This window comes from Millisia brevis NBRC 105863, from assembly GCF_001552615.1.
Taxonomy (GTDB): Bacteria; Actinomycetota; Actinomycetes; order Mycobacteriales; family Mycobacteriaceae; genus Millisia; species Millisia brevis.
The window spans coordinates 217,386-242,429 of the sequence record NZ_BCRN01000004.1 but is presented as its reverse complement, the minus strand read 5'-3'; the positions used below and the strand labels follow the sequence as shown (position 1 = coordinate 242,429).

General features: G+C 70.5%; 24 protein-coding genes. 4 read left to right on the top strand and 20 right to left on the bottom strand.

Annotated elements, in window-relative coordinates; translation table 11 throughout:
• Positions 1-181: 181 nt before the first annotated feature.
• The 3 genes from MB1_RS07690 to MB1_RS07680 all read right to left on the bottom strand — a co-directional run bounded on the left by MB1_RS07690 (position 182) and on the right by MB1_RS07680 (position 2,846).
• A complete protein-coding gene (locus tag MB1_RS07690) occupies positions 182-1,147 on the bottom strand; it encodes an anti-sigma-D factor RsdA (RefSeq protein ID WP_066905364.1) in 966 nt (321 codons plus the stop codon).
• Positions 1,140-1,718, bottom strand: coding sequence for a sigma-70 family RNA polymerase sigma factor (locus tag MB1_RS07685; RefSeq protein ID WP_066905362.1), 579 nt, complete (start codon positions 1,716-1,718; stop codon positions 1,140-1,142). The genes MB1_RS07690 and MB1_RS07685 overlap by 8 nt, the downstream gene beginning before the upstream one ends.
• A gap of 207 nt (positions 1,719-1,925) precedes the next feature.
• The gene (locus MB1_RS07680) at positions 1,926-2,846 is read right to left on the bottom strand and encodes a hypothetical protein (protein WP_157083946.1); all 921 of its coding nucleotides are present in this window, start codon (positions 2,844-2,846) and stop codon (positions 1,926-1,928) included.
• Positions 2,847-3,638: 792 nt separating this feature from the next.
• Between MB1_RS07680 and MB1_RS07675 the strand changes: the two genes are divergently transcribed.
• Entirely contained in the window at positions 3,639-3,935 is a 297-nt protein-coding gene (locus MB1_RS07675) for a WhiB family transcriptional regulator (protein WP_066905661.1), read from the top strand.
• Between the two features lie 156 nt (positions 3,936-4,091).
• Here MB1_RS07675 and groL read toward each other — a convergent pair whose 3' ends face one another.
• Both groL and groES read right to left on the bottom strand, forming a co-directional pair.
• Entirely contained in the window at positions 4,092-5,705 is a 1,614-nt protein-coding gene (gene groL / locus MB1_RS07670; RefSeq protein WP_066905358.1) for a chaperonin GroEL, read from the bottom strand.
• A 168-nt stretch (positions 5,706-5,873) separates the two neighbouring features.
• Positions 5,874-6,176: a co-chaperone GroES gene (gene groES / locus MB1_RS07665; protein WP_066905356.1), complete on the bottom strand. Its 303-nt coding sequence runs from the start codon at positions 6,174-6,176 to the stop codon at positions 5,874-5,876.
• Between the two features lie 347 nt (positions 6,177-6,523).
• On the opposite strand from groES, the gene MB1_RS07660 reads away from it, so the two are divergent.
• On the top strand, positions 6,524-8,158 hold the full coding sequence (locus tag MB1_RS07660) for a DUF7159 family protein (protein ID WP_066905354.1): 1,635 nt from the start codon (positions 6,524-6,526) through the stop codon (positions 8,156-8,158).
• 65 nt (positions 8,159-8,223) lie between these two features.
• On the opposite strand, the gene tsaD is transcribed toward MB1_RS07660, so the two are convergent.
• The 8 genes from tsaD to glmS form a co-directional block, all read right to left on the bottom strand.
• On the bottom strand, positions 8,224-9,270 hold the full coding sequence (gene tsaD / locus MB1_RS07655) for a tRNA (adenosine(37)-N6)-threonylcarbamoyltransferase complex transferase subunit TsaD (protein ID WP_066905352.1): 1,047 nt from the start codon (positions 9,268-9,270) through the stop codon (positions 8,224-8,226).
• The gene (gene rimI / locus MB1_RS07650) at positions 9,267-9,752 is read right to left on the bottom strand and encodes a ribosomal protein S18-alanine N-acetyltransferase (RefSeq protein ID WP_066905350.1); all 486 of its coding nucleotides are present in this window, start codon (positions 9,750-9,752) and stop codon (positions 9,267-9,269) included. Before rimI ends, tsaD begins: the two co-directional genes overlap by 4 nt.
• Positions 9,749-10,387: a tRNA (adenosine(37)-N6)-threonylcarbamoyltransferase complex dimerization subunit type 1 TsaB gene (gene tsaB, locus MB1_RS07645; RefSeq protein WP_066905348.1), complete on the bottom strand. Its 639-nt coding sequence runs from the start codon at positions 10,385-10,387 to the stop codon at positions 9,749-9,751. The genes rimI and tsaB overlap by 4 nt, the downstream gene beginning before the upstream one ends.
• Before the next feature lie 10 nt (positions 10,388-10,397).
• Complete coding sequence (gene tsaE / locus MB1_RS07640) at positions 10,398-10,946, bottom strand: tRNA (adenosine(37)-N6)-threonylcarbamoyltransferase complex ATPase subunit type 1 TsaE (protein WP_066905657.1); 549 nt, start codon at positions 10,944-10,946, stop codon at positions 10,398-10,400.
• Positions 10,943-12,037, bottom strand: coding sequence for an alpha/beta fold hydrolase (locus tag MB1_RS07635; protein ID WP_245650086.1), 1,095 nt, complete (start codon positions 12,035-12,037; stop codon positions 10,943-10,945). Before MB1_RS07635 ends, tsaE begins: the two co-directional genes overlap by 4 nt.
• The gene (alr, locus tag MB1_RS07630; protein ID WP_066905346.1) at positions 12,034-13,278 is read right to left on the bottom strand and encodes an alanine racemase; all 1,245 of its coding nucleotides are present in this window, start codon (positions 13,276-13,278) and stop codon (positions 12,034-12,036) included. Before alr ends, MB1_RS07635 begins: the two co-directional genes overlap by 4 nt.
• An 87-nt stretch (positions 13,279-13,365) precedes the next feature.
• Positions 13,366-14,811, bottom strand: coding sequence for a bifunctional ADP-dependent NAD(P)H-hydrate dehydratase/NAD(P)H-hydrate epimerase (locus tag MB1_RS07625; RefSeq protein WP_066905344.1), 1,446 nt, complete (start codon positions 14,809-14,811; stop codon positions 13,366-13,368).
• Between the two features lie 10 nt (positions 14,812-14,821).
• Complete coding sequence (glmS, locus tag MB1_RS07620) at positions 14,822-16,684, bottom strand: glutamine--fructose-6-phosphate transaminase (isomerizing) (protein ID WP_066905342.1); 1,863 nt, start codon at positions 16,682-16,684, stop codon at positions 14,822-14,824.
• A gap of 114 nt (positions 16,685-16,798) precedes the next feature.
• Here glmS and MB1_RS07615 point away from each other — a divergent pair, with 114 nt between their 5' ends.
• Positions 16,799-17,656, top strand: coding sequence for a dienelactone hydrolase family protein (locus tag MB1_RS07615; protein ID WP_066905340.1), 858 nt, complete (start codon positions 16,799-16,801; stop codon positions 17,654-17,656).
• 179 nt (positions 17,657-17,835) lie between these two features.
• Here MB1_RS07615 and MB1_RS07610 read toward each other — a convergent pair whose 3' ends face one another.
• Entirely contained in the window at positions 17,836-19,731 is a 1,896-nt protein-coding gene (locus tag MB1_RS07610) for a hypothetical protein (protein WP_066905338.1), read from the bottom strand.
• On the bottom strand, positions 19,721-20,218 hold the full coding sequence (locus tag MB1_RS07605) for a hypothetical protein (RefSeq protein WP_066905337.1): 498 nt from the start codon (positions 20,216-20,218) through the stop codon (positions 19,721-19,723). Before MB1_RS07605 ends, MB1_RS07610 begins: the two co-directional genes overlap by 11 nt.
• A 158-nt stretch (positions 20,219-20,376) precedes the next feature.
• Between MB1_RS07605 and MB1_RS07600 the strand changes: the two genes are divergently transcribed.
• Entirely contained in the window at positions 20,377-21,420 is a 1,044-nt protein-coding gene (locus tag MB1_RS07600; protein ID WP_066905336.1) for an LLM class F420-dependent oxidoreductase, read from the top strand.
• 48 nt (positions 21,421-21,468) lie between these two features.
• Here MB1_RS07600 and glmM read toward each other — a convergent pair whose 3' ends face one another.
• The 5 genes from glmM to MB1_RS07575 form a co-directional block, all read right to left on the bottom strand.
• Positions 21,469-22,842 (bottom strand): phosphoglucosamine mutase, encoded by a 1,374-nt coding sequence (glmM, locus tag MB1_RS07595; protein WP_066905655.1) that lies wholly within the window; start codon positions 22,840-22,842, stop codon positions 21,469-21,471.
• A gap of 234 nt (positions 22,843-23,076) precedes the next feature.
• A complete protein-coding gene (rpsI, locus tag MB1_RS07590) occupies positions 23,077-23,607 on the bottom strand; it encodes a 30S ribosomal protein S9 (RefSeq protein ID WP_084351144.1) in 531 nt (176 codons plus the stop codon).
• Positions 23,604-24,047: a 50S ribosomal protein L13 gene (gene rplM / locus MB1_RS07585; protein ID WP_066905334.1), complete on the bottom strand. Its 444-nt coding sequence runs from the start codon at positions 24,045-24,047 to the stop codon at positions 23,604-23,606. The genes rpsI and rplM overlap by 4 nt, the downstream gene beginning before the upstream one ends.
• Positions 24,048-24,350: 303 nt before the next feature.
• Positions 24,351-24,647: a WXG100 family type VII secretion target gene (locus tag MB1_RS07580; RefSeq protein WP_066905333.1), complete on the bottom strand. Its 297-nt coding sequence runs from the start codon at positions 24,645-24,647 to the stop codon at positions 24,351-24,353.
• Between the two features lie 53 nt (positions 24,648-24,700).
• Positions 24,701-25,015, bottom strand: a complete 315-nt coding sequence (locus MB1_RS07575) for a WXG100 family type VII secretion target (protein WP_066905330.1) — start codon at positions 25,013-25,015, stop codon at positions 24,701-24,703.
• Between the last annotated feature and the right edge of the window lie 29 nt (positions 25,016-25,044).

The following is a 25,044-nucleotide window of genomic DNA, read 5'->3' as shown; positions in this document are numbered from 1 at the left end:
GATCCACGGTGGCCCGGGCACCGACGGCCGCCGTCTCGATCCACACCCGCGCTGGGCGTCACGAGCCCCGGACGTTCCGCATAGAAGCACCCGCCCGCGTACCGGGTATACGACGAGGCACCCTGCCGATGACCGGGGTGCCTCGTTCGTGTGATCTTCGTGTTGCCGTGTACGCGTCCGGTCAGTTCTCCGGAAGTGTTGTCGTCGTCACCGGCGGGGCGGGTTCGAGCGTCGGCAGTGACGGGCCGCCGGTGGGTTCCGGCGCCGGCACCGTCGGCAGGATGTCGGTCGGAACCTCGGTCGGGATCGTCGGCAGCGGGATCGACGGAATCGTCGGCAGCGTCAGATCTTCCGGGGACGGCAACGTCGGGATGGTCGGCAGCGTCGGCCATCCGACCGAGGGCTGCGACACCGGGGCGGGTGTCGTCGTCACCGGGGCCTGCGTGGTGGTCGGAGCGGCTACCGACGGCGTCGTGGTCGGCGGGGCGGTCGTGGCCGCCTGCTGCTCCTGCGCGAGCTGTGCCTGCAGCAGCGCGTCGAGCTCGGCCTGCAGCGTGGTGAGGCGTTCCTCGAAGGCGTTCTTGTCACCCTCGTTGTTGATCGCCTCGATGCGTTCGACGGCCTCGGAGAGGTTCGTCGCCGCCGAGGTGGTGTCGCGCGCCTGGATCGAGCTGGCGGCGGCATCGAGCGCCGACGACGTGTCGACCTTCGCCATCGTCGCGCTGGCTTCGCTCGAGAAGACGACCGACTTGATCGACCAGAGCGGATCGCCGGGTTGCGCGTTGTAGGAGAAGACCACCGTCGCCGCACCGCCGACGATCAGGAAGGCCGCGGCCACCCGACCGACCGGTCGCAGGAAGCGCAGCACGGTCGACTCGCGCCGGGGCTGCGGCTTCTCCTCCTGAGCGGCGATCGCGGCGAGGACCTCGTCGATCGTCGGCCCGGCGGGCATGGGTTCCCGGTCGACCTCCGTGCGCCACTGGGCGAACAGGAGAGCGAGTTGGTACTCCTCGTTCGACTCGGTGGCGACCCGGCCGTCTCCGGCTATCGCGTCCAGAAAGGCATCGTCGTGGTGGACCCTGGCGACCTCTACGGGCTCGCCGGAATCGGCAAAGGGATCAGTCGACCGCCCATCGCCCCTACCCATCGAGTTCACCTCTCTTCTTCACTTCGTTCTTCAGCTTTGCCATCGCTCGGTGTTGGGCGACGCGTACCGCGCCGGCCGTGCTTCCAATAATCGCGGCTGTCTCCTCTGCGGAGAGCCCGACTATCACGCGGAGCACCACGATCTCGCGGTGCTTCTCGTTCAGCGAACTCAGCAAAGTAGCCATCTGCCGTGTGGCCTCCGAGTCGATGGCCCGCTTTTCCGGACCCTCATCGAGGGCAATCACATCTGGTACTTCGGCGACGGCGTCTGATTTGTTACGCGCTGCGGCACGATGTGCGTCGGCAACTTTGTGAGAGGCGATTCCGTAGACGAACGCCATGAAGGGCTTGCCGCGATCCTGGTAACGCGGCAATGCGGTCATAACCGCGAGGCAGACTTCCTGGGCGACGTCGTCCGCCGACATCTGACCGCGGTCACCGACGCCGAAACGAGCGCGGCAGTACCGCACGACCAAGGGACGGATCGATTCGAGTACGCGGCCGAGAGCCGCTCGATCGCCGTCCGCCGCCGCTGCGACCTGGGCGTCGAGGTCGTCACCGGACAGATTCATTGGTTGCGAGGATCCCGATTTCTCCCTCGGACAGCGTTCATCTCCGAACGTGCTTCCACACCAGTGGAACCTCGCCAGCATATCGACTCGAACGTCCACTGCCGATCGACGTTTGTCCCATCCCGACCGAAGGGGATGCGACCTGCACCGATGACGAACCCGATGGCGTGTCGTCCGCCGGCTGCGGCCGCCCGGGTGAGGCCGGTCTCACCGGGCGAACGAGCGGGCGCCGAGCACGGTCGGAAGCCCCCCGCGGCGCCCGAGTTCCGCGGTGACCGCCGGGCCCTCCGGAGCGTCGAGCCCCACCGCCGGTGCCAACATGCCCGCCGCCCAGAGCAGTGGAAGGTGGCCGTGGTCGTCCGCGGCGGCGCGCACGGCTTCGACGAGTGGACGCGCGCCGTCCGGTTCACCGGCCACGACCCGCGCGGCCGCCAGCACGAGCGCCGACTTGATCCGATGGCGACAGGATCCACCGATCGACGCCCGGTCGAGCGCCCCGGTCGCCGCCGCGACCGCCGCCCCGCCGTCGCCGGCGGTCATCGCGATCTCGGCCCGTACCCAACCCGCCCGGACGAGTTCGCGACCGGAGGGCCCGCGGGCGGGCACCTCGGACGCACAGAGCGCCGAGGCGGTCACCTCCCAGCCGTCCGCCGGGGGCGCACCCGCCGCTGTATCCCAGACATCGTTGGCGGCCTCGGTGCGATCACGCGCGGGGGCGGGGGTCAGCGCGTCGAGTCGGCGGGCGATCCCGGCGGCGCGGGCGATCCCGCCGTCGCCGAGCGCGTCGGCAGCGGCGCCGGCGATCGCATCGATCCACAGGGCCTCGGCGACGCCGATCCCGGCCGGGGTCCCCGACCCCTCGGTTCCCGACCGTGCGGCCGCAACGAGGACAGCCGCGCGCCCGTCGTAGCGCGCCCCGGCGCGGTGATCGCCGAGTTGGCGGGCGATGGATGCCGCCGCCACGAATACCCGCGCGAGGCGCACCCCGTGGGCGGCATCGCGGGCCCGCCCGCCGGCGATCCGCTCGGCGAGGGCGAGGTCGCGGCGGGCCGACGCGTAGTGCCCGCGGGCCGCCGATCCGATCGCGGCGAGCCACAGCCGGTCGATCGTGATCGGGTCGGCGCGCATCGAGGCCACCGTCGGCACGGGTCCTTCGACCGTCCGGGCACAACCGAAAGCCGCGGCGACCGCGACCGCATCCCTATGTGACGGTGGCGTCAACTGCCGCCCGAAGAGTTCCGACCTACCCGATTCGGCAGGCTCGAACCTACCCATCGCGCATAACGATTCGGGCTCCCACCACCCCCCTGACGTGCGGATTGAGCATATGCTCACGGAATAGCCCTTCTCGCGGAATTCGACCGGTTAACAGTTGCGTACGCCAATGTTTCGGATATATTTCACCAGCACGTGAATATGGCTCCGCAGCCCCCTCGACGGCCGTCGACGTACCGAACCCGCACCGCGGAATTGTCCGCAGCGCGCGCACTTTTCGGAGACTCGAGTCACACTGTGGAGACCCTTTACCCACTGCTGACCGACAGTAGAGATCACCTCAAATGCACTGTCGTAGTGAACGTTTCAACGAATCTACAGCTCCCCCGGGGGAGCTCGTCGTGTCGCCGCGTACCCACCCGCAAGCCCGCCGGCCGGCACCGAACCGCAGGTCGACGCGAGTGCACCGAAAGTGACACACAGATCAAATCTTCGTGCGGCGCTATGTCGGTCGCCACCTCGACGCAGTATTGACGGGTTTTCCGGGTCCGCCCTACCGTTGCCCCAGTGATCGACCCGGTTCGCCAAAGGTGCCGAGTATTCGTTGACATGCGTTAGCCGATTATTTGCGATGGGGCAACGGCTGTGCGTCAGTCTCCGGGCGATGCTGTGAACAACAGACACGAAGTGCACGAGGAGTACGACATGTCACAGCCGAACCACCTCCCGGGACCCAACGCCGATATGTGGGATTGGCAGCGACACGGACTGTGCCGGGGAGTCGATTCTTCGATGTTCTTCCATCCGGACGGGGAGCGCGGCCGTGCTCGCGCCCAGCGGGAGATGCGCGCCCGCGAGATGTGCCACCGTTGCCCGGTGATCGCCCAGTGCCGCAATCACGCACTGACCGTTTGCGAGCCCTACGGCATCTGGGGCGGCATGTCCGAAGCCGAGCGCGAGGTCTACAACCGCCGCCGCGGACGCCGCCGTATCGCGTCCTGACGGACACCTGCCGGACCCGGATACGTCCTCGACATCCGCGGTCGGCACGCACACGACCAAGGGGTCGTGCGGTCGCTTCGAGAAGCGAACCGCACGACCCCTCGTCATGCGCCCCGGGCGATCACCCGGTGGAGCGATCACCCGGTGGGTGATCACTCAGTGGGCGTGCCCGTGTCCGTGATCGTGACCCTCGTCCTCGGCCGGCTTGTCGACGACCGCGGCCTCGGTGGTCAGCACCATCCGCGCCACCGACGCGGCGTTGACCACGGCGGAACGGGTGACCTTGACCGGGTCGATGATGCCCGCCTCGATCAGGTTGCCGTAGGTGAGGTTCGCGGCGTCGAAACCGAAGCCCGGCTTCAGCTCCGCGACCTTCGACACCACGACCGCGCCGTCGAGACCGGAGTTCTCCCCGATCCAGTACAGCGGGGCACGCAGCGCCTCGCGCACGACCCGCACACCGGCCGCCTCGTCACCGCTGAGGCCCAGACCGTCCTTCAGACCCTCGGCGACGTGCACCAGCGTCGAACCGCCACCGGCCACGATGCCCTCGGCCACCGCCGCCTTGGCGGAGTTGACCGCGTCCTCGACCCGGAACTTGCGCTCCTTGAGCTCGGTCTCGGTGGCCGCGCCGACCTTGATGACCGCGACGCCGCCCGACAGCTTCGCCAGCCGCTCCTCGAGCTTCTCGCGATCCCAGTCGGAGTCGGTGGCCTCGATCTCGTGCCGCAGCTGAGCGGCACGCGCATCGACGTCCTCCTTGCTGCCGGCGCCGTCGATGATCGTGGTCTCGTCGCGGGTGACCACCACACGACGCGACGAACCGAGCACCTCGAGCCCCGCCTCACGCAGCGACAGACCCAGATCCGGGCTGATCACCGTGGCGCCGGTGACGACCGCGAGATCCTCCAGGAACGCCTTGCGGCGGTCGCCGAAGTACGGCGCCTTGACCGCAACGGCCTTGAGGGTCTTGCGAATCGAGTTGACCACCAGGGTGGACAACGCCTCGCCGTCGACGTCCTCGGCCACGATCAGAACCGGCTTGCCGCTCTCCGCGATCTTCTCGAGCAGCGGAAGGAAATCCGGCAGCGAGCTGATCTTGTCGCGGTCGAGCAGGATGTAGGCGTCGTCGAGAACCGCCTCCTGCCGATCGAGATCGGTGACGAAGTAGGGCGACAGGTAGCCCTTGTCGAACTGGACGCCCTCGGTGACCGACAGCTCGATCGACAGGCCCGAGGACTCCTCGATCGTGACGACGCCGTCGTTGCCGACCTTGGTCAGCGCCTCGGCGACGATCCCACCGATCTCCGGGTCGCGCGAGGACACGGTGGCGACCTGAGCGATCGCCTTCTCGCCGGACACGTCGGTGGCGACCTTGTGCAGCTCCTCGACCACCCAGTCGGTCGCCTTGGCGATGCCCGCACCGATCGCGATCGGGTTGGCACCGGAGGCGACATTGCGCAGACCACCCTTGACCAGCGCGGCGGCGAGCACCGTCGCGGTGGTCGTGCCGTCACCGGCAACGTCGTTGGTCTTGGTCGCCACGCTCTTGACCAGCTGCGCGCCGAGGTTCTCGTAGGGATCCTCGAGCTCGATCTCGCGGGCGATCGACACACCGTCGTTGGTGACCACGGGGCCACCGAACGACTTGGCCAGCACGACATGCCGGCCGCGCGGGCCCAGGGTGACCTTGACCGCGTCGGCCAGCTTGTCCACCCCGGCCTCGAGCGACCGCCGCGCGGCCTCGTCGTGCTTGATTTCCTTGGCCATACTCTCCTCAGCCTCCTTGTCGGGGGCGTGCTGCGGCGGCTCGCCGCGCCTCGGGTTCGTGACCCGAGTCCGCGTATCCGATCGCCGGGAAGCCCCCGGATGCAATCCGCCCCGGAGTCCTGGTTGGAACGCCGGGGCGGATGGGGTTTCGAACTACCTGGAGACGAATTACTTGGAAACGACGGCCAGCACGTCGCGGGCCGACAGGATCAGGTACTCCTCGCCGCCGTACTTGATCTCGGTGCCGCCGTACTTGCTGTAGATCACGACGTCGCCCTCGCTGACATCCAGCGGGATCCGCTTGTCGCCGTCCTCGTCCCACCGGCCGGGGCCGACGGCGACAACGGTGCCCTCCTGGGGCTTCTCCTTGGCCGTGTCGGGGATGACGAGGCCGGAGGCGGTCGTCGTCTCGGCTGCGTTGGCCTGGACGAGGATCTTGTCCTCGAGCGGCTTGATGTTCACGCTCGCCACGATGTGTCCTCCACTTTTTTCACGTGTCCGCGGCCCCGGCGGAGCCGTTCGGGCCACTGTTATATGGGACGTACGATTCACGGCGCAGCCCCGGGCCCGTCGTCGCGGGTGCCGAGCACGAGGTATCGCCACTTGGCACTCTATACACGCGAGTGCCGGCACTCAAGTATCTCGTCCGCAATCTCTATTCCGCCTGGTCGCGGCCACCGGATTCGCCGACCGACCCACCCGTGCCGACCATGACACTCCCGGGGTGACCCCCGCCTCACTTCCCGCGGCAAAGCTTGGTAACATTCCAATAACGGCCGCTTTGGTGTGGTTTTCGTACTTTTGGGGAAGGGCGAGACGTGTCGACGACTTTCGGGATCTCGTTGGGAGCCGATGTCGTCTGCGGCGCCATACTCACCCGCGACCGATCCCGCGGTGACGATGTCGACGTCCGCATGGTGGCGGTCGATCGCCGCCGCGAGGTCGGCGATCTGGTCATCGCCTGCGCCGATCTGCTGGCCGGACTGGTCGACGGGCAACCCGAGCAGATCGCGGTGACCTACCGCAGCCGCTCGCAGGCGATGTCGGTCCGGGCGGTCAGCGATCGGCGGATCACCCTCGTACCCGAGGCGACCGCCGCGACCGCCTGCCTGGGCGCCTCCGGTGAACTCGCGGGCCACCGCCGGGTCGCCCTGGTGGACGTGGGCGATACCGGTACCGCTACCAGCGTCGTCGATGCGGCCGGGGTCGATTCCGCCGAACCGATCCTGCTGGCCTACGACCACACCACCGAGATGTCCGGTGCGGTCTTCGACGATCTGCTCGACGGACTGATTCGCAGTCGACGGACCATCGATCCCGATGTCGACCGCGACCTGCTCGGCGCGCGCGTGCGCACCGCCAAGGAGCAGTTGTCGTTCGCCGACTCGACGCTGGTGCACCGCATCGGCGAGCAGCCGCTGTCGATCACCCGGGCCGATTTCGAGTCCGCGATCGCCCCGGCCCTGCTCGCGGGGATCGCCTCGATCGACGCCGCGGTCGAGCAGTCGCCGACCCTGCCCGACGCGTTCGTACTGATCGGCGGTGGCGCCCATATCCCCGTCCTCGCCCGCGTTCTCGGCGAATCGTTCGGACTTCCGGTCGTGGTACCGCACGAGCCGGATACGGTCCTCGCCCGCGGGGCGGCCCTGTTGGCCCAACCCAGCGAGGAGGCCACCAGCTTCGCCGTCGTCTCCCCGGGCGAACGGGTCGGTCCTCGGCTGTCCTTGCGCGGCGCCGGCGTGCTCGCCGGCGCGATCGCGATCGCGACGCTCGCGTTGACCTACGGACCGCGCGAGACGACGGGTATCACCCCGGACGCCGCCTCGGCGGTCAGCACCCGGGTGTGGTCGACCACGGCGGTCGAATCGACACTGACCGCGTCCTCGGAGGTCCCGGTCGGCTCGACGGTCGCCCAGCCGGCGGCGGATACCTCCGACCGGTCCACCACGTCGCGCACCACCCGCAGCCTGCACCCCGGTCCGGACCTGCCGGCGATCCCCCTGCCGAGCGCGCAACCGGTCGACGAGCACGTCGAGGTGATCGCCGCCCCGGACGCGGAGCCCGAGGTGATTCCGCCGCCGGAGACCACCGTCGAGACGACAACCCCGTCGGTGACCGTGCCGAGCGTCCCCGCCCTGATCCCGCCGAGCGCCGCGGACCGCACCCGCCCGGACCGCGATCGGACCCGGACGACCACCACCGAGGAGCCGCCGCCGACGACGACGGCGCCGACCACCGAGGTCCCACCGACGACGACCAGCCCGCGCGGGGGGCTGGTCACCCCGACCCTGCAGAGCGCGATCCCGACCGGAACCGCGGTCCCGCGCCCCGGATCGGAGACCACCGCAGAGACGGAGACCACCGCGCAGCGGGAGGCAACGGCGCAGCGGGAGACCACCCGGGCCGCGGAAAGCGCGGCGGCCACCGTCGACGACCCGGCGACCACGGGCTGACCCCCGATCCGACGGATCGCGCCCGACCGCCCCGGCCCGGACGAATCCGTCCCGGGCGAATCGGGTCAGCCCAGGCGGCTGATCGACACCGGCAGCCCCGGATCGGCGGAGACCGTCGGATCGGACGGTGCGGCGCCCGCGGCGATCAGATGCGCACCGAAGGTCGCGATCATCACGCCGTTGTCGGTGCACAACCGGGGCACGGGGACCCGCAGCTGTACCCCTTCGGCGGCGCACCGCTGTTCGGCGAGCTCACGCAGCCGGGAGTTCGCGGTGGCACCGCCGCCCATCACCACCGTGTCGACACCGGTCCGGCGCACCGCCTCGATCATCTTGGCGGTCAGCACGTCGGCGACCGCCTCCTGGAAGGAGGCGGCGACGTTCGGAACATCAACCGCGGCACCGGATCTCTGCGCCGCCTCGACGTGTCGGGCGACCGCGGTCTTCAGACCGGAGAACGAGAAGTCCAGGGCCGAATCACCCGGGCGGGTCAGCGCCCGGGGAAAGGCGATCGCATTCGGGTCGCCGTCGCGGGCGATCCGGTCGATATGCGGCCCACCGGGATAGCCGAGTCCGAGCAGCCGGGCGACCTTGTCGAAGGCCTCGCCGGCGGCGTCGTCGATCGTGCTGCCGAGCTCGACGATCGGCGCGGCGAGGTCGTCGACCTTCAACAGGTGAGTGTGGCCACCGGACACCAGCAGAGCGACACAGGGGCGCATCGGGCCGTGTTCGAGGGTGTCGACCGCGATATGGCCGCCCAGATGGTTGACCGCGAACAGCGGGACCCCCCAGGCCACCGAGTAGGCCTTGGCCGCCGATACCCCGACCATCAGGGCGCCGGCCAGGCCGGGGCCGATCGTCACGGCGATCGCGTCCGGCTTGTCGATCCCGGCCTTCTGCAGGGCCCGCCGCATCGTCGGCACGATCGCCTCGAGGTGGGCGCGCGAGGCGATCTCCGGCACGACCCCACCGAAGCGGGCGTGCTGCTCGACGCTGGAGGCGACCTCGTCGGCCAGCAGTTCGCAGGTACCCGCGAGCGGGCCGCTCTCGTGATACCGGATGATGCCCACTCCGGTTTCGTCACAGGAACTTTCGATACCCAGAACGATCACGACCGCTCCTCTCCGGAAACGGCCGCGGCGCGGGCGGGTCGCGTCATCGTGTAGGCGTCGGCGCCCGAGTGGTAGTACCGCTTGCGGGTGCCGACGATCTCGAATCCGAAGCGCCGGTACAACTCCAGGGCCGGCTGGTTGTCCGTGCGCACCTCGAGGTGGACCGGCCCCCCGTGCGCATCGGCGAGGGCCACCAGTCGGTCGAGCAGGCGACGCCCCAATCCCCGCCCCTGCCAGGAGGTGTCGACAGCGATGGTGTGCACCTCGGCGTCCCGACCACCGCCGTCGAGCAGCGCGATGCCGGCGTAACCGATCACGGCGCCCTCCGGCGAACGGGCGACGAAGTAGTGGCAATGCGGTGCGGCGAGCTCGGAGCGGAAGGCCGCCTCGGTCCACGGCCCGTCGCCGTCGAACAGGATCGCCTCGATCCGCCCGCAGGCGGCCGCGTCGGCGGCGGTCATCGGTTCGATCACCGCCGTCACGACGACGTCACCACCGGCTTCGCGTCCGGGCGGCGCAGGTAGAGCGGCACCAACGGCTGCGGCGGTGTACCGGCGAGCAGTTCGGCGCGGGCGGCGCGCACCAGGCCGAGCGGGGCGGGGCTCTCGAGGGGTTCGACCGGCAGATCGAACAGATCGACGTGCGAGGCGCTGCCCGCGACCACCTCGGCGGGTCCGGGATCGACCGACCGGGGGGCGCCGACCGCGGGCCCCTCGATGCGTCGGCCGCCGCTGTAGCGCGCCCAGTAGACCTCGCGGCGACGGGCATCGGTGACGACCAGCGCGTCACAATGGCCCAGCTCGACGGCGATCGCATCGAGGCTGCAGACCGGGTACGCCGGGATCGACAGGGCATCGGCGAACGCGGCGCCGGTGGCCATCCCGACGCGCAGCCCGGTGAACGGGCCGGGGCCGACGCCGACAACCACCGCGTCGATGTCCGCGGGGGTCAGGTCGGCCGCGGCGAGGCATGACGAGATCTGTGGGCTGACCAACTCGGCGTGGCGGCGGGCGTCGACGGTCACCCTGGCGGCGACGGTGCGTTCCACCACGGCCGTCAGCTCGACGACCCCGACGGTTACCGCCGGGGTGGAGGTATCGATAGCCAGGACAAACACACGGAAAACACTACCTGCCGTCGACACCCGCGTCGGCACTGCCGCCCACACCGGACGGCCCGGTGAGTACCCATTCACGGCTGACGAACCGGGTCTCCGATTCGATATCGCGACGCAGGCGCACCAGCAGGTACCGGTCGGTGACCCCGGTGACCAGCCGAGCCCCCCATTCGATCACCAGCACGCTGCTGTCGAGTTCGGATTCCAGGTCGAGGGCGGCCAATTCGTCGAAGACGTCGCCACCGGCGGTGCCGAGACGGTACGCGTCGACGTGCACCAGGCCGATCGACGGGCGCCCGTCGGGCCGTTCGCCGGGACGGTGGGTGCGCGCGATGACGAAGGTCGGCGAACTCACCCGCCCCTGCACCCCGAGGCCGTCGGCGATGCCGCGGGTCATCGCGGTCTTGCCGGCGCCGACCGGGCCGTCGAGGACCACCACGTCGCCCGTCCGCAGGGTCGCGGCGAGCCGGCGACCGTATTCCTCGGTATCGGCGGTGGTCTCGAGCCGCTCGGGATGGTCTGCCGCCCGGGTGCCGGGTTCGGTTCCGTCGCCGGTCATCCGACCGTCCACCACCATCGCCGGCGGCGGCCGGCATCCGGCATCGCCTGCACCGACCGCACGACCAGCCGATCGATCGCGTCGCTGACCTCGGCCGGGTTCTCCAGTTGCACCATATGCCCCGCCCGCGGGATCGACAGCAGCTCCGCCTTGGGCAGATTGTCGACCAGGAACTGCGACGCCGAGGGTGGGATCACCCAGTCCGCTCCGGGACTGACCACCAGCGCCTCCTTGGTCGCGACGGTCGGCAGGGCGTCGGATTCGTCGTGCAATTCCAGGGACGGCAGAAAATCGACCATCGTGACCATGGAGGTATCGCTGATCATCTCGGCGACAAATCGATCCAATCGCGCGCCCTGATCGGTTCCGAAGGATGCCTCCAGCAGGATCGGGGCGACCGCCGACCGCAGCAATCCGCGGCCGATCCTGGTCACCCCCGGCACATTGCGCACCAATCCGCGCACCAGATTGGTGGCGGGGTTCTCCAGGTTGCGGCCCAGGCCCTCCTCGGCGAGCCCCTTGGCGGCGGTGGCGACCAGCCCGACGCCGACCACCCGTTCGAGGAAGGTCTCGGGATCGCGCCGAGCGTAGGCCAGGACGGTCATCCCGCCCATCGAATGACCGACCAGCACGATCGGTCCCTTCGGTACCACCGCCCGCAGGACGCCGGCGAGGTCGGCGCCCAGTTGGTCGATCGTGCAACTGTGCCCGCTGGGTCGGCCGGAGGCGCCGTGGCCGCGCTGGTCGTAGAAGACCATCCGCACCGTGGAGCCCCAGCGCCGTTCCAGTGCCCGGCGCTGGAAATGCCAGGACTGCATGCGCAGGCAGTAGCCGTGCACGAAGACGACGGTGACCGGCGCGTCGGACGGCCCGACCTCGCGGACCGCCAGATGGACCCCGTCGTCGGCGGTGACCACCGACGACCGATCCGCACCGATCAGATCGAAATTCTCGGTCTGGTTGCGATCGATCTTGCGCAGTTCCCGACCCCGGTTGAGCGACTTGCGGGCCGTACTGAGGCCCGCGGCCGCGGCGACCGCGGCAGCGCTACCCAGGCCGCCGACAAAAGCCGGCGGAGCGAGTCGACTCACAGCCCGGCATCCTCCCGGTACCGACGCTCGACGCGGCCGCGGACCCCGGTGATCACCTCGTAGTGGATCGTGTCGAGCAGACCGGCCCATTCGGCGGCGGTCGGCCCGCCGTCGATGCCGGCGCCGAAGAGCACCGCCGTGTCGCCCGCGCGCACCTCCGTATCGGTCGGCCCGAGGTGGACGACGAACTGGTCCATGCAGATCCGGCCGATTCCCGGGTAGCGGCGACCGTTGATCGCGACCTCGAGCCGGCCGCCGAGGGCGCGCACGACCCCGTCGGCGTAGCCCAGCGGAATCAGCGCGACGCGGGTGCGCGTCGGTGCGGTCCACATGTGCCCATAGGAGACGCCCTCTCCGGCGGCGATCTCCTTGACCAGGGAGACCGGCGCGGAGAGGGTCATCGCCGGTCGCAGATCGGTCGGCCCGTCGATCGGGCTCGCCGGGATACCGGGCGGCAGCGGGGACAGCCCGTAGATCGCGATACCCGGGCGGACGAGGTCGTACCTCAGGTCCGGCCGCGTCATCGTCGCGGCGGTATTGGAGATATGGCGCACGGCCGGCGCGACGCCGCGCTCGGTGAAGACGGCGATCGCATCGTCGAAACGCTGCCGCTGGCTGTCGATCACGGGATGATGCGGGTCGTCGGCGTGGGCGAGGTGGGTGAAGATCGATCGGAACGTCACCGCTGCGGCCCCGACCGCGGCAGCGAGGGCGTCGGCCACGGGGGCCCATTCGTCGACCGGTACGCCGTTGCGGCTCAGACCACTGTCGATCTTGACCGCGACCGTCGCGGTGCGTCCGAGGGCTCCGGCCGCGGCGACCACGGCGGCCAGTTGCTCGCGCGACGACACCGCGATCTCGATGTCCGCCGCGATCGCGGCGGCGAAGTCCGTGCCCGGGGCGTGCAGCCAGGTCAGGATCGGCGCGTCGATACCGGCGGCCCGCAGTTCGAGCGCCTCGTCGATCGTCGTGACGCCCAGTTCTCGGGCGCCGGCGGTCAGCGCCGTCCGCGCGACCGGTACCGCACCGTGGTTGTAGGCGTCGGCCTTGACCACCGCCATCAGCGGGGTGTCCCCGGCGTAGCGGCGCAGCAATCGCACATTGTGGGCGATGGCGGACAGGTCGATCGTCGCCAGCGGCGCAGCGGGCGTGGTGGTCTCCCCCACCGGCGCCGAGGCCCGATCGGCGGCGTCGTCGACTCCGCCGGGCCCGGCGGACACCGCAGGGTGCGAGATGCTCATGGCCGACCATTGTGCCCGCCCGGGGCAACGAAGGGCAGCCCGACCGGTCACAGATCGGTGTTGTCGCTGGTCGCGGCGGCGGCGGAGTTAGACAGCCGCGCGCAAGAGGGCGATCGCCGTCGGCAACGATTCGGCGATTGCACCGGCTCGAACGGGCGCGCCGGCGGGTCCGGGCGCCCGGGCGGCCTCGACCGCGGCCACCGAGTGGGCGCGGGTGGCGCAGCCGAGCGCGTCGAGGGGCTCGAGTCCGGCCGCCAGCAGTGCACCGGACACACCCGACAGCACGTCGCCGGAACCGGCGGTGGCCGGCCACGCGGAGCCGGCGTCGTTGACCACCACGGTTCCCCCGGGATCGGCGATGATCGTGACATTGCCCTTGAGCAGCAGGTGAACCCCGAGATCGGCGGCGGCCTCGACGACCGAGCTCACCCGATCGGCGCCGGGGGGTCGCCCGACCACCCGTTCGAATTCCCGGTCGTGCGGCGTCAACACCGTGATGCCGGTCCGCCCCTGCAGCAACTCCGGAGCGTCCGCCAGGAGGGTCAGACCGTCCGCGTCGACCAGCACCGGCTCGGGCCGCGCCAGGATCTGCGCCAAACGGGCGCGAGCGGCGTCGTCGGTCCCCGCGCCGGGCCCGACCACCCAGGCCTGAACCCGGCCGGCATCGGCGAGGTCGGCGGTGGCGACCACCTCCGGGCGCCGGTCGAGGACCCGGTCGGCCGCGCTTCCGACGTAGCGGACCATCCCCGAGGTCGCCGCGACCGCCGCGACGGTCGACAGCACCGCCGCGCCGGGGAAATGCGCACTGCCGGCCACGATTCCGACCACGCCCTGGGTGTACTTGTCGTCGTGCGGCCCGGGTACCGGCCACAGCCGGCCGATATCGGCGTCCCGGTAGGCGCTCAGGGCCGGCGGCGAGGGATCGATCCCGATCGGTACCAGTTCGATTCGTCCGCACCGCTGCGGATTAAGCGCATGGGCGTTGCGCAGCGCGCCGAAGGTCACCGTGACCGCGGCGGTGACCGCCGGGCCGTCGACCACACCGGTGTCGGCGTCGACACCGGACGGCAGATCAACCGCGACGATCGGCGCACGCACCCGATCGACCAGTTCCGCGGCCGCCGGGCGCAGCGGGCCGCGGCCGGAGAGCCCGACGATGCCGTCGACCACCAGATCGGGGGCGGCGGGCCCCTCCTGTGGTCCGAGGTCGCCGGTGATGCGGCCACCCGCTCGCCTCAGCGCCGCGGCCGCGGCGCGGTGGAATCGGCGCGAGTCGAGCAACACGGCCCGCACGGCAACCCCGCGCCGGGCCAATTCCGTTCCGGCCCACAGCGCGTCGCCGCCGTTGTCACCGCTGCCGACCAGCAGGGTCACGCGCCGACCGGCGATCCCACCGGTGCGCTCCCGCAATTCGCGAGCGACCACCAGCGCGAGCCCGTGCGCCGCCCGACGCATCAGCGCATCGGGCGGAGCAGCGGCGATCACCGGCCGCTCGGCGGCGCGGATGTCGTCGGCGGCGTAATACCGGAGCATCGCGGTACGACTACTCCACCGTCACCGACTTGGCGAGGTTGCGCGGCTTGTCGACGTCGTATCCGCGGGTGCGGGCGACCTCGGCGGCGAAGACCTGCAGCGGCACCGTCGCGAGCAGAGGTTGCAGCAGCGTCGGCACCGCCGGCAGCTCGATCAGGTGATAGGCGAAGGGGCGCACCGTCTCGTCGCCCTCCTCGGCGATGACGATCGTGCGCGCACCGCGGGCCTGCACCTCGCGAATATTGCTCAGCAGCTTGGCGTGCAGGTCCGGTCGGCCGTGCGGCGACGGCATGATCACCAGCACCGGCAGATCGTCCTCCAGCAGGGCGATCGACCCGTGCTTGAGCTCGCCGGCGGCAAAGCCCTCGGCGTGCATGTACGCAAGCTCCTTGAGCTTGAGCGCACCCTCGAGCGCCACCGGATAGCCGACGTGCCGACCCAGGAACAGGATGGTCGACTCGTGGGCCAGGGCCCGGGCGATCTCGCGGACCGGCTCCATGTTCCCCAGCACCTTGCTCACCAGATCCGGAATCTCCTCCAGATGGGTGTACTCGGCGGCGACCTCGTCGGGGTACTTGGTGCCGCGGGCCTGCGCGATCGCCAGTCCCACCAGGTAATTCGCGGTGATCTGGGCGAGGAAGGCCTTGGTCGACGCCACGCCGATCTCCGGACCGGCCCGGGTGTAGAGGACCGCATCGGACTCGCGGGGGATCTGCGCGCCGTTGGTATTGCAGACCGCCAGCACCCGCGCCTTCTGGGTGCGCGCGTGCCGCACGGCCTCGAGGGTGTCGGCGGTCTCGCCGGACTGCGAGATCGCCACCACCAGGGTCGAACGATCGAGAACCGGGTCGCGGTAACGGAATTCGCTGGCGAGTTCGACCTCGACGGGCAGCCGCGTCCAGTGCTCGATCGCGTACTTCGCGACCAGACCGGAGTGATAGGCGCTGCCACAGGCGACGACGAAGACCTTGTCGACCTCGCGCAGTTCCTGATCGGACAGGCGCTGCTCGTCCAGGATGATCCGGCCACCGTCGAAGTGGCCCATCAGGGTGTCGGCGATCGCGGCCGGCTGCTCCTCGATCTCCTTGAGCATGAAGTACTCGTGGCCGCCCTTCTCGGCGGCGGCGAGGTCCCAGTCGATGCGGAACGGGTGGCCGGTCTCCGGCTCACCGTAGAAGTTGGTGATGCGGTAGCCGCCCGAGGACAGGATGACCACGGAATCCTGGCCGATCTCGACCGCATCGCGGGTGAACTCGATGAACGCCGCCACATCGGAGGCGATGAAGTTCTCCCCGTCACCGACGCCGATCACCAGCGGGGTCGAGCGGCGGGCCGCGACGATGGTGTCCGGATGGTCGGCGTGCACGAAGACCAGCGTGAAGGCGCCCTCGAGCCGGCGCAGCACCTGCAGGACGCTGTCGACGAAGCGTCCGGCGGTCGGGCCGGCGGCGTAGGCGCGGGACACCAGGTGGACGGCCACCTCGGTGTCGGTATCGGAGTGGAATTCGACGCCGTCGGCCTCGAGCTCCGCGCGCAGCGGGGCGAAGTTCTCGATGATGCCGTTGTGCACCACCGCGATCCGCCCGGTCGCGTCGGTATGCGGGTGGGCGTTGCGGTCGGTCGGCCGCCCGTGGGTGGCCCAGCGGGTGTGGCCGATACCGGCCCGGCCGACGAAGGTGTCGGTGCCGTCCTCGGCGAGCGCGGTCTCCAGGTTGGCCAGCCGGCCGGCCTTGCGCTCGACGTTGAGATCACCGGCGCCGTCGAGGATCGCCACCCCGGCGGAGTCGTAGCCGCGGTATTCCATCCGACGCAGGGCCTCGACGATCACAGCCAACGCGGGACGGTGTCCGACGTAGCCGACGATTCCACACATGGACGATCAGCGTACTTCCCTGCCCCGCCGATGTCGTCGAGCCCGCACCCAAACGTCCGGTTTCGATCGCTGATCGGCCACCCGGTCGCCGGGGCGGTGCGCTAAGTTCCGGGGGTGGCCAACACCAAGAAGCTGTTCACCGCACTGACCATGCGCGGCCCGCATCGCGTGCTGTGCGGTGAGCTGTCGGTCGCCGGCGTTCCCGGCATGGTGTTCACCCCCGAGGAAGGAACCGGGCTGCCCGCGGTCGCCTTCGCGCACGGCTGGTTGATCGACCCGGACCGATATGCGGGCACCCTGCGCCACCTCGCGTCGTGGGGCATCGTCGCGGCCGCCCCACGCACCCAGCGCGGTCCGGTGCCGTCCCACCTGGACATGGCGGCCGATCTCGGCACCGCCCTCGAGGTGTGCTCGACGGTGCGGCTCGGCCCCGGCGAGATCAGCGTCCATCCCGATCGCCTCGGCGTCGCCGGCCACGGGATGGGCGGGTCGGCCGCGGTGCTGGCCGCCGCCGGCCGTCCGGACCTGCGCGCGGTCGCGGCGCTGTTCCCACAACCCTCCGCACCGCCGGCGGTGTCGGTGGCCGCCGATATCTCCGCCCCGTTGCTCGCGACGGTCACCCCGGGCGATGCGGTGAACACCACATCGATCGGACGGCTGCTCGCCGCGGGGTGGGGTGGAAAGTCGGTCGTGCGGTCGGTGGACAAGGCGTCCAACGAGGGGTTGGCCGAGGGGCGCAATCTGCTGAGCCTGCTGGGCTACAGCGGCCCGCAGCACGGGACGCAGCGCGTCGTTCGCGCCCTGTTGACCGGGTTCCTGCTCCACCATCTCGGGGACAACTCGACGTACTCGGCGTTTGCCGCACTCGGCGATCCGGCGGCGCAGGAGGTCCTGCCCGATACGGTTGCCGTCGATCCGAATGGCACCCCGGAACCGCCGAAGTCGTTGATGCAGCAGTTGATCCGTCGCTGATCGTCCATGGCGTCCGTCGCCGGTCGTCGAGAGCGTCCGCCGCTGATCGTCCGTGCGTCCGTCGCTGATCGCCGATAGCGTCCGCCGCTGATCGTCGATGGGGCGGGCTCCTGCACCGACCGGCTGCCGCATCCGACCGACGGGTCGGGATGTGGGACGTGGCCGGTTCGGAAGCCGGTTCAGCGGGCGGGCGCCGGTAGCGGTCCCGCCCGGGCGAGTTCGCCGCGTTCGGACCCCAGCGCGGGCTCGGGTCCCGGCACGGCCTCGGGCACCGGCGCAGCCTCGGGCATCGGAGCCGCGGACTCGGGCGCGGCGGGCTCCGGGGCCGGCGCGGGAGGCCCGGGCGCGGGAGGCGCCGGCGCGGCCGGTTCCGCCTCGGGCGTCGCGGCGGTGGGCGATGCGGGCTCAGGGGTGATCGGCGCAGGGGTAATCGGTACGGGAGTGATCGGCGCCGGGGCCTCGGATGGCGTGCGTCCGGTGACCGGCGGTGCGCCGACCGGGGCCGGCGCGGTGGTATCGCTCGCCCCGGCGCCAGTCGGGGCCTCTGCGGTGGGCGACCCGGCCGGGGTGCCCGTGGTGGCACAGGAGTCGTCGGGGTGGCTCGCCGCGTCGGGTCCGGCAGACGGGTCGGGTCCGGCCGACGGGTCGGGTACGGCGGTCGGGTCGGGAGTTCCTGCGGCGATGGGAATCTCGGACGCCGGCGAGCCACCACCAGCCGAATCGGGTCCGGGTACGGCAGCGCTCGGCCGATCGGCCGGCGCGCCATAGGCTCCCGAACCGGACTGCGCCGCAGGTGTTGTCGCGGCATCATCCGCCAGGCCGACGGTGCCCGGACCCCGACCGTCGGTCACACCCGAACCGTCCGTCAGGCTGCGATCGTTCGCAAAGCCCTGTGCGCCGGACATTTCCGACGCGGCGGGATCATCGCCGGTAGCCTCGATCGCGTCGGTCACCGCCCGAGCGATAGCGGCCCCGGCATCGACTACGGCGGTGGCACATTCGACCACCGCGACACCCAATTCGATGCCCGCACCGACCAGCGCGGCGATATCGGTGCGGTCGGCCGCGCCGGTATCCGCCTCACTCGACGCGGGGTCGTCGAGGTCGGAGTCACCGGCGCGGGAAACGCCGGAGTCGGTCGCCCCACCCGCCGCGGACGACCGGTCCGACAGTCCCGGCGCCGAACCGGCCGGCGAGGTAGCCGCGGCGCCATCGGTGGACGCGGCACCATCGGTGGACGGCGCGGAATCGAAGGACGCGCGATCGGACGGCCGCGCCTCCGCGACCTGTGCACCGGCGTCGCCGACCCCAACGTCGGTATCCGCCGGTCCACCATCCCCCGGTCGGGCGCCCGGCGGGTCCGCGAAGCCGGTCCCCGGCGAGCCGCCTGCCGCTTCCAGGGCAGCTCCTGCGGCGGCGAGCAGGTGCCGGATCTCGGCGGAGGTGGCCTCGCACCAGCCGAACACCGCGTCGATCGCCTCGACCACGGCGGGGACGAAGGCGGTCTCCAGCCAGTGGCGAGCGGTCGGCGCGGCCTGCGCGGGATCCACCGAGTCGACGACCCCGAGCAGTTCGCGTACCCGCGGCGACAGGGCCGCGGCGCCGTCGGCGACGGCAAGAACCTCATCGATCGCGGCGGGGTCGTCCGCACCGGGAACGGCCGCGTCGGCTCGATCCGCCCGCGCCCGCAGATCGGCGAGCCGTTCGGCGATGTCCCGACCACAGCGATCCACCGCGCCGGCCGCCGCGTCGAAGGAGTCGGTCCGCGCCCACCCGTCCCGCAGGTGCTCGAGCCACTGCCGCCGGGCCGCGTCCGCTGCCGCCCCGTTCCACAGGACGTCGGCGTCGGCGGCGACCGCCCGCCCCTCCACACATTCCGACGCCACCGCATCACCGACGGCGGCAAGCATTTTCGCCTGTTCGATCAAGCCTTCGGGATCGATCGAGGTGACCATTCGATAGCGGTCGGCGATCGACATCGACGCGCTCGCCGATCCACCGATGCGATCGACGCGAGCGGCGAGTTCCGTCAGTCGATCCAGTCCGGCCGGCGGCAGGCGATGATCACCGTCCATCGCTGCGCTCCCCCGACGCGTCGAGCTCCCGCACCGCGGCGAGGCGCCCATCCCCGCCAGCGTCGGTGAGTGCCGGCAGATCGACCAGGATCGGGGTGAGCGGACCCGGGCCGCGGTCCGCCGGGAACATGTCCGCGCGCCGGTAGTCCTCGATCGCGGCACCCCAACGCTGCGCCGTGGCCAGCGACGCCGTCGCCCAGGACTCCGCCGTTCCGATCAGGCTCTGCCGGGCCCCGGAGAGGCGGGCGAGCTCGCGGGCGTACTCGCCGGTCGCCGCGTCGACGTCGGCCGGACCCTCGACCGCGCCGGAGGCACGGGCCACGGCGACCAGCCGCTCCGCCGACAGCCGCACCCGCTGCGCGCGACTCTCCCACTCCGCGAGGTCGATCGTGACCAACCCGGTCCCGTCGGACGTCGACCGATCGCCCGCTGCCCCGTCGGCCGCACCCGGCTCGCCGGCCCCGGTCTCCCCCGTCGTCGCCCCCATGGCCACTTGGACGCATCCCGGCCGGTCGGGGTTCCCGGGCCGACCGGCACAGGACTTCCGAAACCGCTCGGCGCCATTCCCCGAACCGACTGTCACGGGTAAGTTGGGCCGATAAGCCCGTACCGGGCAGTCAACGAAGACGTGAGGAATCGCCACCCATGCGCATCGGAATGCAGATCACCTACTCGGGCGGGTTCAGTGAGACCGCAGAGGAGGTGGCGGACCTCGAACGGGCCGGACTCGACGTCCTGGCGGTCGCGGAGGCCTACTCGTACGACGCGGTCAGCCAGCTCGGCTTCCTGGCCGCCAAGACCTCGACCGTGCACCTGATGTCCGGGATCTTCCAGATCTACACCCGCACCCCGTCGCTTACCGCGATGACTGCCGCGGGCCTCGACTTCGTCTCCGACGGACGTTTCGAGTTGGGTCTCGGCGCCTCGGGTCCCCAGGTGATCGAGGGCTTCCACGGCGTGCCCTACGACGCCCCGATCGGCCGCACCCGCGAACTGGTCGACATCTGCCGCAAGGTCTGGCGGCGCGAGCGGCTCGAATACGACGGCAAGTACTACCAGATCCCGTTGCCCGCCGAGCGCGGCACCGGCCTGGGCAAGCCACTGAAGCTGATCAACCACCCTGTGCGCGAGCGGATTCCGATCACCATCGCGGCGATCGGTCCGAAGAACGTGCAGCTGACCGCCGAGATCGCCGAGGGCTGGCAGCCGATCCTCTACCTGCCGGAGAAGGCGGACTCGGTCTGGGGCGACTCCTTGCGGGCGGGCTTCGAGAAGCGCGATCCGGCCCTGGGCACTCTGGACATCCACGCCGGGACGCCGCTGGCGATCGGTGACGACGTCGAGCATCTGGTCCAGGCCGTCAAGCCGTTTGTCGCCCTCTACGTCGGCGGAATGGGTGCGCGCGGCAAGAACTTCTACAACGATCTTGCCGTCCGCTACGGCTTCGCCGACGAAGCCAAGATCATCCAGGATCTGTACCTGGACGGGAAGAAGGAGGAGGCGGCGGCGGCCGTTCCGGACGAGCTGGTCGAGAAGATCTCGCTGATCGGCCCGGAGGGCCATATCGCCGACCGTGTCGCCGCGCTGGCCGAGTCGGGCGTCACCACGATCGATGTCACCCCGATCGCCGGGGACAGTGCGGGGCGGGTCGCGCTGATCGAGAAGCTCCGCAAGATCGTCGACCGCTGATACATCCCATCCGGCGTCGCCGCGGCGGCGCCGGATGGGCCGGGTCGGTCAGACCCCCGCGACCACCTCGGCCAGCTCATCGGCGATGCGGTCGGCCAGCTCGACACTGCGGGCCTCGACCATCACCCGCACCAGGTTCTCGGTACCACTGGGGCGCAACAGGATGCGTCCCTCGTCGCCCAGCTCCGCCTCGGCCAGAGCGACCGCCTCGGTCACCAGCGGGTGTCGGGAGACGGCGGCCTTGTCGGAGACGGGCACATTGATCAGCCGCTGCGGCAGGACGGTCATCACCGCCGCGAGATCGGCGAGGTCGCGTCCGGTCGTCGCCATCCGATCGACCAGCATCAGACCGGTCAGGATTCCGTCGCCGGTCGTCCCGTGCTCCGGCAACACGATATGTCCGGACTGTTCGCCGCCGATCGAATAGGAACCGGCGCGCAGCGCCTCGACGACGTAGCGGTCGCCGACCCCGGTGGTGACCACCGTGATGCCGGCCGCGCGCATCGCCAGGTGCAGTCCGAGATTGCTCATCACCGTCGCGACCAGGGTCCGATCGCGCAGGCGTCCGGCCTCGTCCATCGCGATCGCGAGGATCGCCATGATCGCGTCGCCGTCGACGATCGTGCCGCCGGCATCGACGGCGAGCACCCGATCGGCGTCACCGTCGTGTGCCAGGCCGAGGTCGGCGCCGTTGTCGACGACGGCCTTCTGCAGGATCTCGAGGTTGGTGGAGCCGCAGCGATCGTTGATGTTGTAGCCGGTCGGCTGATCGTTGATCGTGACCACGGTCGCGCCGGTCGCCCGGTAGGCGCGGGCGGCGACCGTGGAGGCCGCACCGTTCGCACAGTCGACAACGACGGTCAATCCGGCGGCGCCGGTCCCGGCGGCGGCGCGGTGACCGAGGTGCGTGAGGTAGTGCTCAGCGGCGCTGCCGTCGGCCGATACCCGGCCGACCGCGGCACCCGTCGGCCCGGCGCCGGGCCCGGAATGGTCGAGCGCGGCTTCGATACGGTCCTCGACCGCGTCTTCGAGCTTGCGCCCGCCCGCGGCGAAGATCTTGATGCCGTTGTCGGGCATCGGGTTGTGGGAGGCGGAGATCACCACGCCGAGCGCCGCACCGTAGGAGGCGGTCAGATAGGCGATCGCCGGGGTCGGCAGCACACCGACGTCGATGACGTCGACGCCGCGCGAGGCGATGCCGGCGGCCACCGCGGCCACGAGCATCTCCCCGGAGGCGCGTGGGTCGCGACCGACCACCGCGATCGGCCGGGGAATGCCCGACCGATCCGGCGAGGTCGATTCGATTTCCGGTGGGTCGACGAGGGCCGTTGCCGCGGCCGCTCCCAACCGAAGCGCCAGGTCGACGGTGATGTCGACGTTGGCCCGACCCCGTACTCCGTCCGTTCCGAACAACCGCCCCATCGGCACACGCTCCCGTTCGCACACTGCCGTGTGTTGCTGCTTCATGGCTACTGCTTCGTTGCGGTAGTCGTACCCGTTCACGACAAAAGCAGGCGTTCGACAAGTGCGAACGCCTGCTTTGTGTGTCGTGAACGTACTCGCGCCGCGGACCGGGTCACCCCACCGCAGCGCTTCGAGTCGATCATGACGATCGACCCTAGCGGGTGATCGCTCCCGACGCGGCGCGCCGCTCGGTCAGCGCTTCGAGTACTGCGGAGCCTTGCGAGCCTTCTTCAGGCCGTACTTCTTGCGCTCGGTCGCACGCGGGTCACGCGTGAGGAAGCCGGCGCGCTTGAGCGCGGGGCGATCCTCGGCGGTCAGTTCCACGAGCGCACGGGCGATCGCCAGGCGCAGAGCACCGGCCTGGCCGGAGGGGCCACCGCCGCTGAGGCGACCGAACACGTCGAAGGACTCGACGCGATCGACGGTCACCAGCGGAGCCTTGATCAACTGCTGGTGCACCTTGTTCGGGAAGTAATCCTCGAGGGTGCGGCCGTTGAGCTGGAACTTGCCGGTGCCGGGCACCAGGCGGACGCGCACGACCGCCTCCTTGCGGCGGCCGACGGTCTGCACCGGGCGGTCGACGAAGGCCGCGACAACCGGGGCTTCCTCGGCGGCGGGCTCGTACTCGGCCTCGACGATTTCGACGGCCTCGACGGGGGCGTCCTCGACGATCTCGTCGGCGACGATCTCCTCGTTGGCGAAGTTGTCCTCGGGAGCGGTCACTGTGCCACCTGCTTGATCTCGAACGGAACCGGCTGCTGCGCGGTGTGCGGATGCGTCGGGCCCGCGTAGACCTTCAGCTTTCCGCCGATGGCGCGACCGAGCTTGTTCTTCGGCAGCATGCCGAGGATCGCCTTCTCGACGACCTTCTCCGGGCGGGTGTCCATGACCTGGCCAACCGTGCGGGAATGCAGGCCACCCGGGAAACCGGAGTGCCGGTAGATGAGCTTGTTGTCGCGCTTGGTGCCGCTGATCGACACCTTGTCCGCGTTGATGACGACGACGTAATCTCCGCCGTCGACGTTGGGGGCAAACGTCGGCTTGTGCTTACCGCGAAGCAGGTTCGCGGCCTGCACCGACAAACGCCCGAGTACGACGTCGGTGGCATCGATCACGTACCAGCCGTGAGTGACGTCACCCGCCTTGGGGGTGTATGTGGACACAGAACTTCCTTCGGTCTCCAGGTGGCTGCCGGCCGAGGCAGGTCACCGCGTTCCCTCGGCGGCCGGTTGAGACCCGAGGAAGCGTCCGCCGCCGACCTGCGATGGGTTGTCCCCATCGATGCCCGCGACGAGCAGGTGAATACCAGCCGACAACGTTACCACCACCCCGCCCAACCTCCCAAAACGCCGCGATCGGCGGGATCCCGGCGGGGGGCGGCGCGCCGCGCATCGCACCCGGGGCCGGTACGTGGATCGGCCCCGGGTGCGGGCAGCGGTCAGGAACCGACGGTCAGGAACCGACGGTCAGGAACCGGCGAACCGGTTGCGGTTGATCAGCTCGGTCTCCTGCATATTGTCGTTCGCGCGGGCGGCGGCGGCCGAGATCTGCGTGCCGACCCCCTTGAGCTCGTTGAACGCCGAGTTCCACCGCTGCTGGGTGCCCTCGTAGGAGGCTGCGCCGTCACCCTGCCAGGTCGCCTGCATGGGTGCGATCGCCGAGCCGAGCTCGCCGAGCAGGTTGTCGAGCTGGCCGATTCCGCTGTTGACGGAGGCGGACAGGGCCGCGATCCGGCCGAAGTCGTATTGAATCCTGTCGCTCATGGTGGTCGGTCCTCTTCCGGTTTCCGGGTGCGGTGGTCAGATGTTGACGTTGATCAGATGTTGACGTTGAGCGGCGGGACGTCCACCGCGGCCAGCCGAGCGTTGTCCGACTCGGTCTGGTCGTAGGTATGCCCGCTGGCGCGCAGCCGCTGGCTGATCTCGTCGAGCACGGTGTTGAGCCGGTTCGCCGCCCCGTCCCAGTTGGCCATGGTGTTGCCGAAGCCGGCGGCGCCGCGGCCCTGCCAGTAGGACGCCGACTCGGCGACCTCGTTGCGCAGCCGGGCGACGACCGCCTTGATCTCTCCGCTGATCCCGTCGATACGACCGGCGGAGGCCAGAATGGCCTGAGTTTCCGCATTCAGTGACATCTACAACCCTCTCTTCCTCGAGTTCCTCG

What these genes read in the sequence shown, in the direction of transcription:
- MB1_RS07690 (WP_066905364.1), bottom strand. Translation starts at nt 1,147, where the DNA reads ATGGGTAGGGGCGATGGGCGGTCGACTGATCCCTTTGCCGATTCCGGC.
- MB1_RS07685 (WP_066905362.1), bottom strand. Translation starts at nt 1,718, where the DNA reads ATGAATCTGTCCGGTGACGACCTCGACGCCCAGGTCGCAGCGGCGGCG.
- MB1_RS07680 (WP_157083946.1), bottom strand. Translation starts at nt 2,846, where the DNA reads ATGCGCGCCGACCCGATCACGATCGACCGGCTGTGGCTCGCCGCGATC.
- MB1_RS07675 (WP_066905661.1), top strand. Translation starts at nt 3,639, where the DNA reads ATGTCACAGCCGAACCACCTCCCGGGACCCAACGCCGATATGTGGGAT.
- groL (WP_066905358.1), bottom strand. Translation starts at nt 5,705, where the DNA reads ATGGCCAAGGAAATCAAGCACGACGAGGCCGCGCGGCGGTCGCTCGAG.
- tsaE (WP_066905657.1), bottom strand. Translation starts at nt 10,946, where the DNA reads ATGACCGGCGACGGAACCGAACCCGGCACCCGGGCGGCAGACCATCCC.
- alr (WP_066905346.1), bottom strand. Translation starts at nt 13,278, where the DNA reads ATGAGCATCTCGCACCCTGCGGTGTCCGCCGGGCCCGGCGGAGTCGAC.
- MB1_RS07625 (WP_066905344.1), bottom strand. Translation starts at nt 14,811, where the DNA reads ATGCTCCGGTATTACGCCGCCGACGACATCCGCGCCGCCGAGCGGCCG.
- glmS (WP_066905342.1), bottom strand. Translation starts at nt 16,684, where the DNA reads ATGTGTGGAATCGTCGGCTACGTCGGACACCGTCCCGCGTTGGCTGTG.
- MB1_RS07610 (WP_066905338.1), bottom strand. Translation starts at nt 19,731, where the DNA reads ATGGACGGTGATCATCGCCTGCCGCCGGCCGGACTGGATCGACTGACG.
- MB1_RS07605 (WP_066905337.1), bottom strand. Translation starts at nt 20,218, where the DNA reads ATGGGGGCGACGACGGGGGAGACCGGGGCCGGCGAGCCGGGTGCGGCC.
- MB1_RS07600 (WP_066905336.1), top strand. Translation starts at nt 20,377, where the DNA reads ATGCGCATCGGAATGCAGATCACCTACTCGGGCGGGTTCAGTGAGACC.
- glmM (WP_066905655.1), bottom strand. Translation starts at nt 22,842, where the DNA reads ATGGGGCGGTTGTTCGGAACGGACGGAGTACGGGGTCGGGCCAACGTC.
- MB1_RS07580 (WP_066905333.1), bottom strand. Translation starts at nt 24,647, where the DNA reads ATGAGCGACAGGATTCAATACGACTTCGGCCGGATCGCGGCCCTGTCC.
- MB1_RS07575 (WP_066905330.1), bottom strand. Translation starts at nt 25,015, where the DNA reads ATGTCACTGAATGCGGAAACTCAGGCCATTCTGGCCTCCGCCGGTCGT.